This window comes from Neobacillus nitrireducens (assembly GCF_030915405.1).
Taxonomy (GTDB): Bacteria; Bacillota; Bacilli; order Bacillales; family Cytobacillaceae; genus Neobacillus.
This window is the reverse complement of record NZ_CP133262.1, coordinates 3,915,449-3,931,804: the sequence shown is the minus strand read 5'-3', so window position 1 is coordinate 3,931,804 and position 16,356 is coordinate 3,915,449. Positions and strand designations below refer to the sequence as shown.

The 16,356-nt window shown below is 39.9% G+C and carries 17 protein-coding genes; 3 read left to right on the top strand and 14 right to left on the bottom strand.

Annotated features, from left to right (window positions below; translation table 11 throughout):
• The first annotated feature begins 277 nt into the window (after positions 1-277).
• The 3 genes from RCG22_RS18955 (at position 278) to RCG22_RS18945 (ending at position 2,540) form a co-directional block, all read left to right on the top strand.
• Complete coding sequence (locus tag RCG22_RS18955; protein ID WP_308104223.1) at positions 278-1,054, top strand: amino acid ABC transporter substrate-binding protein; 777 nt, start codon at positions 278-280, stop codon at positions 1,052-1,054.
• Between the two features lie 66 nt (positions 1,055-1,120).
• A complete protein-coding gene (locus RCG22_RS18950) occupies positions 1,121-1,780 on the top strand; it encodes an amino acid ABC transporter permease (protein WP_308104222.1) in 660 nt (219 codons plus the stop codon).
• Between the two features lie 16 nt (positions 1,781-1,796).
• Positions 1,797-2,540, top strand: a complete 744-nt coding sequence (locus RCG22_RS18945) for an amino acid ABC transporter ATP-binding protein (protein WP_308104221.1) — start codon at positions 1,797-1,799, stop codon at positions 2,538-2,540.
• Between the two features lie 255 nt (positions 2,541-2,795).
• Here the strand turns inward: RCG22_RS18945 and RCG22_RS18940 are convergent, their stop codons facing one another.
• The 14 genes from RCG22_RS18940 to RCG22_RS18880 form a co-directional block, all read right to left on the bottom strand.
• A complete protein-coding gene (locus RCG22_RS18940; protein WP_308104220.1) occupies positions 2,796-2,924 on the bottom strand; it encodes a hypothetical protein in 129 nt (42 codons plus the stop codon).
• A 12-nt stretch (positions 2,925-2,936) separates the two neighbouring features.
• Positions 2,937-5,360, bottom strand: a complete 2,424-nt coding sequence (locus RCG22_RS18935; RefSeq protein ID WP_308104219.1) for a heavy metal translocating P-type ATPase — start codon at positions 5,358-5,360, stop codon at positions 2,937-2,939.
• Positions 5,361-5,443: 83 nt separating this feature from the next.
• Complete coding sequence (copZ, locus tag RCG22_RS18930; RefSeq protein WP_308104218.1) at positions 5,444-5,650, bottom strand: copper chaperone CopZ; 207 nt, start codon at positions 5,648-5,650, stop codon at positions 5,444-5,446.
• A 156-nt stretch (positions 5,651-5,806) separates the two neighbouring features.
• Entirely contained in the window at positions 5,807-6,880 is a 1,074-nt protein-coding gene (locus tag RCG22_RS18925) for a YncE family protein (protein ID WP_308104217.1), read from the bottom strand.
• Positions 6,881-7,128: 248 nt separating this feature from the next.
• Entirely contained in the window at positions 7,129-7,230 is a 102-nt protein-coding gene (gene cydS, locus RCG22_RS25455) for a cytochrome bd oxidase small subunit CydS family protein (protein ID WP_374049382.1), read from the bottom strand.
• 14 nt (positions 7,231-7,244) lie between these two features.
• On the bottom strand, positions 7,245-8,273 hold the full coding sequence (locus tag RCG22_RS18920) for a cytochrome d ubiquinol oxidase subunit II (protein WP_308104216.1): 1,029 nt from the start codon (positions 8,271-8,273) through the stop codon (positions 7,245-7,247).
• Positions 8,270-9,616 carry a cytochrome ubiquinol oxidase subunit I gene (locus tag RCG22_RS18915; RefSeq protein WP_308104214.1) on the bottom strand — a complete coding sequence of 449 codons (1,347 nt, stop codon included), beginning with the start codon at positions 9,614-9,616 and terminating at the stop codon, positions 8,270-8,272. The genes RCG22_RS18920 and RCG22_RS18915 overlap by 4 nt, the downstream gene beginning before the upstream one ends.
• 240 nt (positions 9,617-9,856) lie before the next feature.
• Positions 9,857-10,687 (bottom strand): cytochrome c oxidase assembly protein, encoded by an 831-nt coding sequence (locus RCG22_RS18910; RefSeq protein WP_308104213.1) that lies wholly within the window; start codon positions 10,685-10,687, stop codon positions 9,857-9,859.
• A gap of 128 nt (positions 10,688-10,815) precedes the next feature.
• Positions 10,816-11,418, bottom strand: a complete 603-nt coding sequence (locus RCG22_RS18905; RefSeq protein ID WP_308104211.1) for an undecaprenyl-diphosphatase — start codon at positions 11,416-11,418, stop codon at positions 10,816-10,818.
• Between the two features lie 35 nt (positions 11,419-11,453).
• Positions 11,454-12,614 carry an MGDG synthase family glycosyltransferase gene (locus RCG22_RS18900; RefSeq protein ID WP_308104210.1) on the bottom strand — a complete coding sequence of 387 codons (1,161 nt, stop codon included), beginning with the start codon at positions 12,612-12,614 and terminating at the stop codon, positions 11,454-11,456.
• Positions 12,615-12,784: 170 nt separating this feature from the next.
• Positions 12,785-13,402, bottom strand: coding sequence for a DedA family protein (locus tag RCG22_RS18895; protein ID WP_308104209.1), 618 nt, complete (start codon positions 13,400-13,402; stop codon positions 12,785-12,787).
• A gap of 7 nt (positions 13,403-13,409) precedes the next feature.
• Positions 13,410-14,114, bottom strand: a complete 705-nt coding sequence (locus RCG22_RS18890) for a polysaccharide deacetylase family protein (protein WP_308104208.1) — start codon at positions 14,112-14,114, stop codon at positions 13,410-13,412.
• Positions 14,107-15,489, bottom strand: coding sequence for a sensor histidine kinase (locus tag RCG22_RS18885; RefSeq protein ID WP_308104207.1), 1,383 nt, complete (start codon positions 15,487-15,489; stop codon positions 14,107-14,109). The genes RCG22_RS18890 and RCG22_RS18885 overlap by 8 nt, the downstream gene beginning before the upstream one ends.
• A gap of 4 nt (positions 15,490-15,493) precedes the next feature.
• On the bottom strand, positions 15,494-16,192 hold the full coding sequence (locus RCG22_RS18880) for a response regulator transcription factor (protein WP_308104206.1): 699 nt from the start codon (positions 16,190-16,192) through the stop codon (positions 15,494-15,496).
• Between the last annotated feature and the right edge of the window lie 164 nt (positions 16,193-16,356).

Genomic DNA, 16,356 nt, shown 5'->3' with positions numbered 1-16,356 from the left:
CATTTTGCGTATTCACCCATTTGTTCATACTTTTGTAAAATCTAACCACATTTTTACATATTTACATATTACATTCGTCTTATTTTCCCCCAAAAGAAAAGAATAAATAAAAATGAATTTTCTATGGAGATAAACAGACGGAATTTGAATATTCGCAATTTTACTATATTTCCAAAGCTATTGAACTCCATCACATTATAGAGTTATAATATGGTATCGTGATAGCATGGTAACGTACTAAAGTAAATTAAAATATAGATAAGGTGGTTATTTTAAAATGAAACGTTTAGCAACTATTATTCTAGTAATCGCAGCAATGTTTTCAATTGTTACAGGATGCTCATCTAAATCAGCGGAAAAAGAGGATAAAACGCTGATAATTGGTATAGACGATAAATTTGCCCCGATGGGTTTCCGGGATGACAAAAATGAAATCGTTGGTTTTGATATAGACTTAGCTAAAGCAGCAGCCGAAAAAATGGGGGAAAAAGTTAAGTTCCAACCAATCGATTGGAGTACGAAAGAAGCGGAACTAAGCAGCGGAAGAATTGACCTCATTTGGAACGGATACACTATTACGGATGAACGTAAAAAGAAAGTCCTTTTCACCAAGCCCTATTTGAAAAATGCCCAAGTGGTCGTCACTATGGCTGATTCAAAGCTAACTAAATTAGATGATTTAACTGGTAAAGTTGTAGGTTTACAAACACTTTCTTCTGCGGCGGATGCCTTGGAGGCAGCTCCTATCAAAGCCAAAATAAAGACAGTAACTGAGTTTGCTGACAATGTTCAAGCTTTGTCCGATCTTAAAAGCGGCCGGTTGGATGCGGTTGTTATTGATGAGGTTGTTATCAACTATTATATGGCAAAAGAGAAAGAGTCCTTTAAAGTACTTGATGAATCTCTAGCACCTGAAGAATACGGGATTGGTGTTAAAAAGGGAAATGAGGAATTACTTAAAAAGCTTCAAAAAGCAATGGATGATATGAATGAGGATGGCACTGCCACTCAAATTTCGAAAAAATGGTTTAACGAAGATAAAGTCTTAAAGTAATAACGAATATAGGGCAAAACAGGATTTCCTCAGGGAACCCTGTTTTGTTTTTGGAGGAAACCTGTTATGTCTTCTAATTATATAATCTCTATCCTAAAACCAATGCTTGAAGGGGCACAGATGACGGTCCTCTTGTTTTTGATTGCCATTATCGTATCAATTCCACTGGGCTTTATGTTAACGCTAGCCGTAAAGAGTAATTTTAAGCCTTTATCCATATTTGCAGAGGGCTATATTTACGTAATGCGCGGTACTCCACTTTTGCTCCAGCTGCTGTTTATATGCTTCGGATTGCCGATGATTCCCGTAATAGGAGAATACTTAGTTCTGGATCGTTTTGTCGCAGCTTGTTTAGGTTTTATCTTGAACTATGCCGCCTATTTTGCCGAGATCTTTCGCGGCGGGCTTCTTGCGATTGATAAAGGGCAATATGAAGCATCACAAGTTCTCGGTTTGAATAAATGGCAGACGATGACACGGGTTATTCTGCCACAAATGTTCCGCATTGCCCTTCCAGCTGTCGCAAATGAATCGGTAACACTAGTCAAGGATACTGCACTTCTTTATGCCGTTGCCGTACCGGAACTGTTGCATTTTGCTCAAACTGCAGTAAACCGCGACTTTACGATTGTACCTTTCTTCGTGGCGGGTCTTATTTATCTAATTATGACACTCATTTTAACTATGGTCTTTAAAGGACTCGAAAGACGATTCAGATTCGAATAAAAAAGGAGTGGAAAGAATGGCTATCATTAAAATATCTAACCTCAAAAAATCGTACGGCAAGTTGGATGTACTAAAACAGATTACCTTTGATGTAAATAAAAATGATGTGGTGGCGGTGATTGGTCCCTCCGGATCTGGAAAAAGCACAATGCTCCGTAGCTTGGTTCATCTCGAAAAAATAGATGATGGTACGATTAGCGTATCAGGCAGTCATTTAGTAAAGGACGGCGTCTATGCCAAACCGCAGGAAATTAAAGAGATCAACGCAAAAATGGGCATGGTCTTCCAGCATTTTAACCTCTTCCCGCATCTCACGGTAAAAGAAAATTTGGAACTTGCTCCAAAAATGGCAAAGAAGGAATCACCCACAGCAATACACGAGCGGAGTAAGGGGCTCTTAAATAAAATTGGTCTCACTGACCGAGCAGACGCCTATCCTGCAAATCTCTCAGGTGGACAAAAACAAAGAGTAGCTATCGCTCGTGCACTCATGATGAACCCTGAAATTCTATTGTTTGATGAACCTACCTCTGCATTGGACCCGGAGTTAACTGGCGAGGTATTGAAAGTAATGAAGGATCTCGCTGAAGAACACATGACAATGATTGTGGTGACTCATGAAATGGGATTCGCCAAGGAAGTGGCGAACCATGTCATTTTTATGGACAACGGAGAGATTGTTGAGTCTGGACCTCCATCTGAGTTATTTACTAACCCCAAATTTGAACGAACCAAAGCCTTTTTGAACCGTAGTTTATAAATCTAGGATCCAAAATTTTCCACCAGATAAGAAGACCCTGATGTACATTTTCACAAGAAAATGTACATCAGGGTCTTCTTAAATAACTTAACGAGGAATCCCCGTTCCAATGTCATAACATGGGTTTGGGATAATTTTATTCTTATCATAGCCTAAAATAATCGAGAAATTATGGGGAAACAGAAATAATAAGTTACTAAAGCAAAAAAGGCACAGTACGTGGTACACTATGCCTCCTAATCATAATTTATTTAGTTATTCGTGATTCACTCCATCATTATGTTGCGGAATAGAATCAGGTTGTATTGTTGAACTATAAATGCCGTAACCGGCCATTACAATAAGCAAATAGGCAAATCCAGCAATCGTCCATTTTTTTATCATAGTCATTCTCCTCTACAATTTAACTTTTTGTAGTCTGAGCGCATTGAGGACAACAGAAACTGAGCTAAATGCCATGGCGGCTCCCGCAAGCCATGGGGCAAGGAAACCTAGAGCCGCAATTGGAATTCCAAGCGTGTTGTAACCGAATGCCCAGAAGAGGTTTTGTTTAATATTATTGATCGTCTTTTTACTCATATAAATCGCATCGGCAATACTATTCAAATCACCACGGATTAGGGTAATGTCAGCGGCCTCCATCGCCACATCTGTACCCGTTCCAATCGCCATACCAATGTCCGCAACCGCTAGTGCTGGCGCATCATTAATTCCGTCTCCAACCATGGCCACCTTTTTACCTTGGGCCTGAAGCTTCTTGACCTCATCCGCTTTTCCTTCTGGCAGAACCTCTGCGATGACCTGGTCAATTCCTACTTCGGCAGCGATAGAGCTTGCTGTTTGCTGGTTGTCTCCAGTAATCATGATGACTTCCAGACCCATTTCCTTCAGGCGCTTGATGGCAGACTTAGAGGTATCTTTGATGGTATCTGCTACTGCGACGATTCCTGCGAAGCTTTGATTGACTGCCACAAGCATTGCAGTTTTCCCTTCACGTTCCAGTCTATCCATTTTATCCAAGGCAGGATCAATGGCGACTTGGTACTTGTTCATAAGCTTTCTTGTTCCAATCAATAGCTCATTTCCATCAACAGTTGCCATAATTCCAAAACCCGGAATGGACTCAAACGTGGTTACCTCTTTGAAGTCGATTCCTTTTTCTTTAATTCCCTCCACAATGGCCTGCGCAAGCGGGTGTTCCGATTGCTTTTCGGCCGATCCAACTAACGACAATAATTCTTCTTCGTTTAGGGAAGACGATTCAAGAATGACATCTGTTAAAACAGGTGCTCCATTTGTCACGGTTCCCGTTTTATCTAAAATGATGGTAGAGATGCGATGAGTCATTTCCAGATGCTCTCCACCTTTAAACAGGATTCCAAATTCAGCTGCGCGGCCTGAGCCAGCCATAATTGATGTAGGCGTTGCAAGACCAAGAGCACAGGGACAAGCAATGACCAAAACAGCAATCATTTTCTCTAACGCTTCGGCAAAATCCCCAGGTGCTGCCCATAAATACCACACGATAAAGGTAACAATTGCAATCCCAACCACAATCGGGACAAACACACCTGAAATTTGGTCGGCAAGGCGCTGGATTGGTGCTTTCGAGCCTTGTGCTTCTTCAACAACCTTAATGATTTGGGCTAGCGCTGTATCTTTGCCAACCTTTGTTGCTTCAATTTTTAAGAATCCATTTTTATTAATGGTTGCTCCAATTACTTCGTCTCCAATGCTTTTGTCGACTGGAACACTTTCCCCTGTTAGCATTGATTCATCAATCGCTGATCGTCCGTCAACAATTCGTCCATCTACTGGAATCTTTTCACCTGGTTTGACATGGATAATATCTCCGACGATCACTTCTTCAAGTGGAACTTCTTGTTCGATCCCGTTCCTTTCGATTAAAGCTGTCTTTGCCTGCAGTCCCATCAGTTTCTTGATTGCTTCTGACGAGCGTCCTTTTGCCTTTGCTTCAAAAAGCTTTCCAAGAATAATCAAGGTAATTAAAATTGAACTTGTTTCATAATAGAGTTCCACCGTATGGGCCGTTCCACCGAGAGCAGAAAAAGATAAATAAACACTATAAAAGTAAGCCGCCGATGTTCCGAGGGCTACAAGGACATCCATATTGGCACTTTTATTTTTTAGTGCTTTAAAGGCACCCACATAAAATTGTTTCCCAATGATAAATTGAACAGGAGTAGCCAAAGCAAGCTGCACCCAAGGGTTCATAAACATCTCAGGTACATAAATAAAAGAAGTAAACGAAAAGTGGCCGACCATTGCCCACAATAAAGGCAGAGAGAGAATCGTGGAAAAAATGAATTTCCCCGTTTGTTTTTCGATTTCTTTTTGACGATAATCAGCGGTTTCCTTTTGTTGCGCTTCATCGTTAACCATTGCGCTATATCCAAGTGCTTCGACTTTTTGAATAATCTCATTTTTGGAAAGTGCAGATGGATTAAACTCTACTGTTGCCTTTTCCAAAGCCAGATTAACATTTGCTTTCGAAACACCGTTTAATTTATTTAACCCCTTTTCGATCCTCGTAGCACAAGCCGCACAAGTCATTCCTCTAATATCAAACTCTGCTTTTTCAGTAACAACATCGTATCCTAAATCTCTAACCTTTTTTTCGAGTGCTCCGAGATTGGTTACAGCGGGATCGTACTTTATGGAGGACCGCTCCAGGGCAAGGTTGACAGTAGCTGCCTCGACACCTTCGACTTTATTTAAACCCTTTTCTATTCTTACAGCACAGGCCGCACAGGTCATTCCAGTTATTTGTAATGTGGTTTCTTGTATGTTCTGACTCATAAAACCAACTCCTAATACCTATATGGGGTATATTTCACTTCTAAAAAACGTGCTATAAAATAGCACGTTCCTTTGTTTTAAAATTAAACAACATCATATCCCTGATCATCAATGGTTTCTTTAATGGTTGCAAGAGCAACGGTCTCACTATTAAACTCTATGTCAACAGTGCCTCCCTTGAGATCAACCATTACGGTCTTCACGCCGTCAAGGGCACCCACACTTCCTTCAACTGACTTTACACAATGACCACAAGACATGCCTTTTACCTTTAATGTTACTTTTTCCATTATTCAAACCCCTCTCATGTTTTGTTACTTTCTATAATCAATATATTACCATACCCCCCTATAGTATACAACAACTTTTATAGATAATTCATAATTTGTTCATTGAATATGGACTTCTCGTTCACTCCAACCTTAGTATACATAAATTGGTTAAACTTATTTCATTATACTGATGCCATTAGGAACTTTTCCGACATCCAAAGTCTTTACTACCTTCTTTGCTGCAAGATCGATGACACTGACTGTATTTTCAAACATATTTGTAACATAGGCGTATTTATTATCACTGCTGGTTACCACACCGTGAGACCCTTTACCCGTTTCAATTGTTGCTGTAACTGTTTTAGCTGTAATATCGACAATTGACATGGAATTAGATGGAGATTCCTCGGTCCCTTGATTTGCTACATAAGCAAGTTTGTTGCTAGAATCAATATATACTTGAGCAGGTCCTTTTCCGACTTCCACTTTGTTGACTTCATTTGTTTCTAAATTCACGATAGCCAAGGCGTTTTCGGCGTTCAAAGTTACAACTAGCGTTTTTCCATCTGCCGTAATTCCTGTTGTTACGGGAGTTGCCCCCACTTTAATCTTCTTTTCTTCTTTCATTGTTTCAATATTGACCACACTAACTGTATCTTCAGCCATGTTAGCAATATAGGCATATTTGCTGTCGTGGGATATTCTGAAACCATGAGGTCCTTTTCCAGTTGAGATTGTTTTAATAACTGAATAAGTTTTCATATCAATGATAGATACGGTGTTGTCTTCATTATTTGTAACTAGTGCATACTTTCCGTCCACGGTAAAAACAATGTGTGCCGGATGGTTACCAACTTCGACATTTTTGAGAAGCTCATTAGTGGTAGTATTGAAGAAAAGAGCATTTCCATTCATCTCCATGTCATGCCCTCCATCATGACTTCCTTCCATCATTGGAACCAATGTTGCTCCGACTATTTTACCATCGGGAGACACCTGAATATTATGTACAGTTCCTTCTCCCTCAATTGTTGCTGCAACCGTGTTGTCAGCAGCATTTACCTTTGTAATACTTCCACTCTCATTTGCAGTAAAATAGTACTTTGCCTCTTTATCCACAGTTTTTTCGACATTTGATGGATTGTCCTTTTTTCCTGTATTACCTTCTTCTTTATTCGAACTACATCCCGCGAGTAAAATACCAAACATTAACAGCAGCCCAATTAATAGTAAGTTAATTTTTTTCATTTTTCCTTCCTCCTCTTAATATCTACCATTATCATAAACAAGGTGGTGATGAGTAAAACGTGATTTCCATCACTATAGAAATTTTCAAGTAGCAACTCTTACAATATTGTGAAAATCCATAAATACTGCAAACTTTTATTTTATAATGTGCGGGCCTTAAATGGCTTTGTTAGGTTTTCACAGACAATCATCATTACCATAGCCCTAAAATAATAAAGCCCTCTTAACCAAGAGGGCAAAAAAATAGTTTATTTTTCCACAAAATCATCTTTCAGTGCAATCCAAAACGCCACGGCAATTGACGCAAGCATGACAAGAAACGGTGCATAGAAAAGTAAGAAATCATCCAAAACATTCGTCCCCCTTAAGCATGTTCATCATTCCGATTCCCTTGCACATATTCCTTGTTAAACAGGAACAATTTTAACAAAAGATATATTGAGGGGAGAAGCAAGCCCAGCCCTGCTATGAAGGCAACAATCAGAGCAATTGCCATCGATTTATTGGTAAAGCTATCGTATAGGGTGAGGTAGGGATACAGTAAATAGGGATAATGAGAAGCACCATAAGCCAAAAAAGCTAGCGCAAATTGCCCTGCCAACAGTCCAAATGCCAGCCCATAGGCACGTCGCTTCCAGATTAAATAGACGGTTCCACAAAAAAACAAAACAGACAATCCGAACAACCACCAGAGGTCGAGTAAGCGCTGATAATGTTCTGGGTTGTGCGTCCTCATTTCAAATATTATCCCCGCAGCGGTAATTATGGCTGGTCCTGCCCAGCTAAGCGCATATTTCCGCAATAGGTCCGTGGCGGCCGCGTCCCCAGCAAGATCGGCATACCATGTCAAAAATACTGCTGAAATATATAATACGGCTGTTAGACTTAGGACCACAATACTCCACGATAATGGACTGGTAAATAATGCCCAATAATCGAGGACAGGGGCGGAATTTACCATTGTTACAAAGCCGCCCTCTGAAATCGTCAATACACTCGACAGGGATGCTGGAATAAACAGTCCCGTTAGTCCATACAAGATGGTGTAGCGTTTATGTTTGAGTCCCCCATAAGTGGTAAATGCATAATAGGCCCCTCGAATCGCCAGTAAAATAATCGCAATACTCGCTGGCACAAGTAAGGTCGTCCCATAGTAATAGGCCGTTTTTGGAAAAAACCCAACCATGCCGACAAAGAAAAACACTAAGAAAACATTAGTGACTTCCCAAACCGGCGATAGATAGCGGTGAATAATCTTTGTTAATATATGCTGTTTGCCCGATATTGTACTGTATGCATTAAAGAATCCTGCCCCAAAATCAATGGATGCAATGATAATATATCCAAACAGAAACAGCCCCAGAGCTGAAATACCGACAATTTCCAGTGTCATAACGCATCACCCGCTTTCTCGGGGGCTCTGTCAGCCAGTTCCTGTTCCACCGTGTTCTTCCGGAACATTCGCCAGAGGACAACTACACTGCCAATTCCAAGGACAAGATATAGTCCGGCAAATAAAACCAACATAAGATCGACTTGACCACTTGTCGTCGCCGCATCCTTTGTTCGCAAAATCCCACGCAGGACCCAGGGCTGACGGCCGACCTCGTCCAGCCACCACCCAGCCTCGATCGCAAGGATAGAGAGAGGACCGCCGAGCACTAGCAGCCAGCGGAACCATGTAGACAAAACGAAACGCCATTGGCGCCAGATACCGATTACGCACACCAAAGACAAAGCGGTCATCCACATCCCAATCGTCACCATCGTATCAAACAAATAGTGGATATATAGCGGCGGCACTTCATCCTTTGGAAATTGATCAAGTCCAATCACTTCTGCATTAGGGACCTCATGGGCAAGAATACTGAGCGCAAAAGGAATTTTCAGTGCGTATTTGACTTTTCCATTGTCAAGGACACCATAAAGAATAAGGGGCACACCTTTCCCTGTTTCCAAGTGCCACTCAGCTGCTGCTAATTTTTCTGGCTGATATTCAGCCAAGTACTTGCCGGAGAAATCACCTAAAAGAGCGGTTGCGACGGAAAAGACCAATCCAAGCTTCATTGTTAAAAACAACGCCTTTTTATGATAGATATGGTTTGAACCTTTAAGTAACCGGAAGGCACCAATCGCAGCGAGGACAAACGCCGCTGTCATATAAGCGGTGACAACGACATGGGCCACTTTAGTCGGCATGGCCGGATTAAACATCGCCAAGATTGGACTGACATCTACGAGTTGACCATTGACCACATCAAAGCCCTTTGGTGCATTCATAAATGCATTCACAATCGTAATAAAGACGGCTGAAAATGAGGCGCCTAAGGCCACTGGTATCAGCAGGAGCAAATGTTTTTTCTGATTTTCAAATCGATCCCAAGTATATATGTATATCCCTAAAAAAATCGCTTCAAAGAAAAAGGCAAAGGTCTCCATAAATAATGGAAGGGCAATCACATTTCCCACCAACTGCATGAAGTTGGGCCAGAGGAGAGAAAGCTGTAACCCGATCGCAGTCCCAGTCACAACACCGACAGCCACGGTAATCACATATCCCCTTGTCCATCTTCGCGCGAGTAAAATATAGTGTTCATCCTGTTTCTTGATTCCGACCCATTGGGCAATCATAATCATCAGTGGAATCCCGACCCCAATGGTTGCATAAATAATATGAAAGGACAAAGTCAGTTCGGTTAGGACACGACTAAAAAATACGGCTTCTTCATTATCCATTAAACTCCCCCCTTTCTTATCCAGAAAATAACCGTCCAATAATCGACAGTCCTATGATTGATGCTACAATGAAGGTCAGCCAAACGAGTTTCCGTTCTTGTTTTTTGTAAATAAAAAATCCCCCTTAGAGAAAATAACTCAGGTACTCTTTAGATACCATTCCCAAAATTATCACGGAATATATTTAACCGCATAGGAAAGAAACTGTACCTCTCCACAGAAAAATAGTGGGAACGGTGATTAATCAACCATTCCCACCACAGTCCTACTGTTAACTTCTTTCCCAAGACGCACCGTTAGGATTAATCCAAATTTATGGATAACGAGCATTAGGATTCCCGCAAACATTTGATCAAGTCTAGTATTAAATGGTGTAGGCAGGAGATTAAGGGAATCTAATTGGGAGGGTGAGATACAAAGGTTTGCGGTTAATTCGGAAAGAAGAGGATTATTCATTCCACCAATTAATGCCGTGAGGATAAAAAGCAAACAGGCTGGCATTAAGACAAGCCCGCTCAAAAATAGATACCGTTTATTCTGCTTTTTTGACCCATCACTGTTCAAATCAGGTGATGCGATAGGCCCCCACATTCGAACAGACAGAAGTAAAAGCACAACTAAGTAGCCATTATGGACCAACGTGTTTTGTGAAATGTTCGTTATAACAACTGGAAAATGGTACATCAAGAACAGCACCCCAAACGCATAAAGTGCAGCAATCGGCGGTAAGAAAAACTTGCTCACTCGAACAAATGGGGCGAGATTCTGAATGTGCCGGAGAAACGAATCTGGAATACCTAATAAAAAGAGAGGGGGGATAATAAAGTAAAAAATGCTCAATTGCAGCATATGCAAACTAAACGATAGGTGACTGATTGTTTCAAATGGACTGCCAAAGGCTAAATACGTGATGCCTAAACTGAGGAAAAATAACAGGGGTTGTTTTTGGTTAAGCTTTATTTTTGTAAAAGAAAGTACTAAGACAATATATAAGAACGCTATACAAATGAGGAAAGCTAATAATGGCACATTCCACAACGATTGTCCTTCAAGCACCATCGCATATAACATGAAATCCTCCTTCCACTCAGGACACTTAGACTTCAAAAAATTATCCTTACGACACATAAAACTAACTTTAAATTTTATGACAGTTTAGCCGATTTATGACAAAAAGGAAGAACCAATGTGGCTCCTCCTTATCCTTTTCTGTACAGATTGGTCTTTTTAAGCAGATTACTTTCCATTTTCTCATAGTATTCAATAAGCCAAATGATTACTTTATTGACTTGCTCGAATCGAAGAACTAAGAAATGGATAGCAAATGCAACACCTGCCCCAATAAGCATCCCTGAGATTACATCTAATGGGTAATGTACCCCTGTCCAAACACGGGATAGAGCAATGCCTGCAGCCAAAACCAACCACATCCAGCCGTCACGTTTTTTCCAAATCCAAATGGCTGTTGCAATTACGAACGCCGCAGTCGCGTGATCACTTGGAAACGAGGCATTTTTCACATGAGGGATTAGCCAGTTCACATGATGGGCGACAAACGGACGATTCCGGTAAAAAAAGTGACCGATTTCTCCATTTATACTTAACGCCACACAAGCGGCTAGAATGGCCTCAACGACCATTTTTCGGTGTTGTGATTTATGAAAAAACCAATAAAAAATAATTCCTGCAAAAAATAGATACTCTGCTTTTTCTGCTAATACTATCATTAAAGGGTTTAAAAATCGCTCACTTACGGCAAGGTGATTGATGATTTGAAAAATACTATAGTCGATGTGAGACATTTTCACAACCTCCAGATTCATGTCGTTCAACAATCTTAAATTCGCAAAGGAGATGAATATCTAACCAATCTTGACTGCCTGCTGCTCGTTTTTTGGTCAAGAATTGATTCGATCAAATCCACGATTTTTTCTGGCTTCTCCAGTTCCATTCCCTGTTGATATGAATCGATTGCATGCTCCCAGCCATTCATTTTTTTCTGATCCGTTAATACACTGAGCAACTGACTTTCCAAAGGAGTTGTCAGATTAAGTTCAAATACTAGATTTTGAGTCTTTAAGTAGCGAAGATTTATTTTTTCCTGTCCTGGAAGGGCGGAATGAACAAAGATTGGCAATTTTTTCTGTATCGCTTCACTAATTGTGACCCCGCCTGGTTTTGAGATAATGGCATCCACTTCTTCATAAAGCTGATTCATTTCTAATCTAGAAGAAAGATAACGTAATGGTTTGATATGTTCTAGATCCCACGAATGGATTTCATCATATAGTTTCTTATTGTTGCCACACAATATTAGGAAGTCTAAGTTGGTAGACAGCTTTAACTCTTCCGTTAGTTTTAAAATCCCGCCCAATCCACTGTTTCCTCCAGATAATAAGATTTTGAGCCGATTGGTATGTTTTTTTCGAGTGAAGGTTTTCGTCATTTCTTGATGGACTGGAATTCCCGTCACAATCAACTGTTGATTCGGTACTTTTCGGCTGAGCTTTGCTTTGACCTCTTGACTAGGTAGTAAATGGAGATCAATTCCCTCTCTTCCCCAAACACTATTAATAAAGAAATCCGTGTATACGTTAATAATCGGCAGGTCGCATTTCCCCTTCATTTTTAACTTGCTAAGAAGATAAGAAGGGAATCCATGGGTACAAACAAGTAAATCTGGTTTTTCCTCCGCAATTAATTGCTCCATTTTCTTCAAAAAGAGTGGTTCATACCATTTAAAAGAATTCTTTTTAGTTGGCGGTACGTAGAAAAAGCTCTTATAAGCAAGATTATAGGTTTCTGGCGCATAGCGAATCCAATGAAGATAACCATTTGTAATCACTTTTTCTAACGATTTATTGGTATAGCTTAACAAATCTATTTTTTTAAAAGTAAAATCGTCTGTATGTTTTTTTAAAAGATCCATTAATGCCTCAGCGACTTGATGATGTCCCGACTGCATTTGTAAGAGTGGTAAAAACAAAATTTTCTTCACTTATTCCATCTCCTATTCGAATAGAAATCAACTCCTGAAAAATGATTTCTAAATTACTCTTTCAATGTATCACTCATTTCTTGTAAAACTCGGTTTTTAATCGATTTTTAATCTTACCTTCAGCCTTTTTTTAGCCGGATATAAAAAAACAAACCCGAAAAGATGACTTTTCAGGTTTTGTTTTTATCCAGTTCTGTTGATTCCTTTTTTCTCTTTTTTATAGACATAACGAGGACATAGAGTAAAAAAAGAATGAAAAATACCAGTCCGGCATATGGAATATAGTCTGGATTGATATGAAATACCTTACCTGCGTAATAACCGCCTACAATAATAGGGATGGTCCATAGTACAGTGCCTAGCAAGGAAAACAAGAAAAACATCCGATAGGGAATTTTATTAATCCCAGCAAAGTAGGGACTGACCTGCCGAATGCCTGGCAGATAAAAACCGAAAACAATTGTTTTACGTACATTTTTCGCATAGATACGACTTACCTTTTCTAAGCGGTCATCCGTAATCCCGATATACTTACCATATTTTTTTATAAATGGGGACCCTACATATTTCCCGATTGAATAGGCGGTCTGCATCCCAATAAATGCTCCGAGACTGGAACAAAGCATAGTTAGCCCCGAGGAAAGCTGGTGGTGAAAACTCAGCACGCCAATTAAAAAGAGCAGCGATTCTTCAGGAGCTGGAATGCCAATAATACCTAAGAATAAAAAGAGAAAAATAACGAAGTACCCGTATATATTAATATAATTTATGATCGTTTCTACATTCATAGTTCCCTCAAAAAGTCACTTCATTTAATGTGATAAATTTTGTACCTTTACTTATGTTTTCCTGTAAATAAATTTCTAGGCTCTTCAGCATATAACTTGGCGCTAGCGAATCGGCACCCCAGGTTTCCCCACAATCATGAAGCAGCAGCACGGAGCCCGCCTCTGTCGTTTGGAGCAATTGTTCCAGCAGGCCGTTTTTTCCTTTCGCTACCTTCCAATCACCAAAAATGTCCGACCACATAATCACTTTAAATCGTTTACTCAAAAATCGGCTGGCGATATTAAAATTCCCCCATGGCGGCCGGTAAAAGGTCACTTTTTCTTGAGTGATCTCGCTGATAGCCTGTTCGGTCATTTTCAGCTGCTTCTTTAACCGAAAGGGTGAGAGAATCCAGCTCGAAATATGGTCATAATGATGAATGCCAATCGTATGCCCCTCCTGACACATCCGTTTAATAATAGCAGGATGGGCTTTCACTTTACTGCCTACCACAAAAAAAGACGCCTTTACACCGTACTTTTGCAAAAGATCAAGCAATAGCGGTGTGTATTCAGGATTGGGACCATCATCAAACGTTAATGCAATCGCCGGAGCATTGATTCTTTTGATAATGCCTCGACCGCTCATCCGTACGATTAGTGTTGGTAATATGGCATAGATCAGATAAAAAATCAATAATAGTAGTACGCTCTCGCTCAAGATTTTAATCACTCAAAAACTTTCCTTTCTGTTTGGGTAAGAACAACTCCACTTCTGTTCCCACTCCCTCCGAACTTTTTACGATAATTTCCCCTTGATGTTGCTTCATGATATTTTTTGCAATCGACAAGCCTAGCCCCGTCCCGCCTGTCTCCCTGCTCCTTGCCTTGTCCACTCGGTAAAAACGTTCAAAGACATTTTCGATTTCACGTGCCGGAATGCCGATCCCGTAATCTTTTACCGTAATGCTAGTCAATTGTTCCTTATCCTTTAAATACACATCGATCGTATCTGTACTGTATTTGATGGCGTTATCGATTAAGATAATAATTGCCTGTTTCAGCTTTCCTTCATCCGCGAATACCGAAATATCAGGGTCTTCGTAATGGAGGTTAATTTCTCGCTTATAAGCACTTTTTAATTGCTTGAATAAATTCTCACACAAGGATACCAAATGGATAAATTTCATTTCCAAATGATTTCCAGACTCTGTATCAGCTAAATCTAGAAACCGTTCGGTCATTTTTTGAATTCTCGTTGCCTCTGAGTGGATGGATTCAATCGCATCATGGGCAACCACTTCATTTTTCAACCCCCGTCTTAGCAGTAGGTCTGCATAGCTTTTAATCACCGTAAGCGGGGTCTTTAATTCATGCGACGCATCAGAAATAAATTGCCTCTGTTTTTCAAGATTTGCCTCTAATTTGTCAATCATCCGATTAAATGTCACAGCCAATTTTTGCAGCTCATCTTTTGTCTCATGTTGGATGATGATCTTTTTCGGGATACCACTTTGTTCAATGTCCTCCATGGTATTAATCATATTGGAGATCGGTTTCATAATCAGATTGGATAACCATCTGCCCCCGAGCAGTGATAATACCGCACCTAGGATGGTACAAAAGGCAAGAATAGAAAGTAATAAGTCTTTTCCTGTTTCCAATCCTACTAATTTCTCCCCAAACTCTAATGTTCCGATAACCTGCCCTTTTGATTGAATTGGCACCCTGACAATAGCAATTTGTTCTTCGCCAGTCTTTTGTCTAATGGTACGCCTTTGAGTCCCCTTTTCAGAAGCGAATTGCGGTTTTATTCTAGCAGCCAGGTGCTGATCATTGGTTACTTGACTGACAATTTTGGAATCGGGCTGAACAATCCTAATAAATGAATGGTTTGTTAAATAGGGAGTTAATTTCTCTTTAATTACAGTAGGAGAATCTTCCTTGTTGATTTCATTTATCAAATAATTAGCCTTCTGAAATAGTTCACCATCTTCCATATTGACAGTAATCTTCATAAATGAAAAATACACTACAGCATTCACAGCAAGTAACATAAATAGGATCCAGGCTGTAGTAATAAGATTTATTTTTGTGGTAATCTTCATTGGTTTAATTCTCCCTTACGGTATAACCGATTCCCCTCACCGTCTGAATAATCGTTGGCTCAGAAAAACCTTCTTCTATTTTCTTTCGTAAATGTCTGATAAACACATCGATGACATTCGTTTCCCCTTCATATTCATAGCCCCACACATGCAGGAGGATACTTTCCCTCGTAACAATTTTATTTTTATTGGATAGTAAATAAACGAGTAAATCAAATTCCTTAGGAGTTAACGTGATGGATGTCGCCCCCCTTGTGACTTCTCTCGTATCAAGATTAACGGTTAAATCCCTTATATCTAAGAGGGTGTCATCTTCTTGTGAAGTCTTAACTGCATTGGAAATTTGCCGCAGACAAGAACGAATTCTTGCTAATAGTTCCTCAATTTCAAATGGCTTGGTGATGTAATCATTCGCTCCCTGATCGAGTCCAGCCACCTTGTCGATTGTCATATTTCGGGCTGTTAGTAAAATAACGGGCAGAAGGTGATTCTCTTTTCGTATTCTCCTTAAAACCTCTATGCCATTCATCTCAGGTAGCATGACATCCAATAAAATTAAATCCACCTTTTCATCTAAGGCTGCCTGTAATCCTGATTTCCCATCATAAGCAACTATTACTTCGTATCCCTCATACTCTAGTTCGAGCTTTAATATCTTGGAAATTTGTTTTTCATCCTCTACCACCAAAATCCGCTGTGCCATCGTCAGCCCTCCTTTTATTGCAGGAACCTATGTTGTAAATCTATCTTATATTTGACTAAACTTATTTATCTAGATATTTATCTACTTCAATTTAGCATGATTTCTGCTTAGTTTTCTTTTTTTCATTGAATTTTAATCTAATCTTTCCTATTCACCCTTAGCTC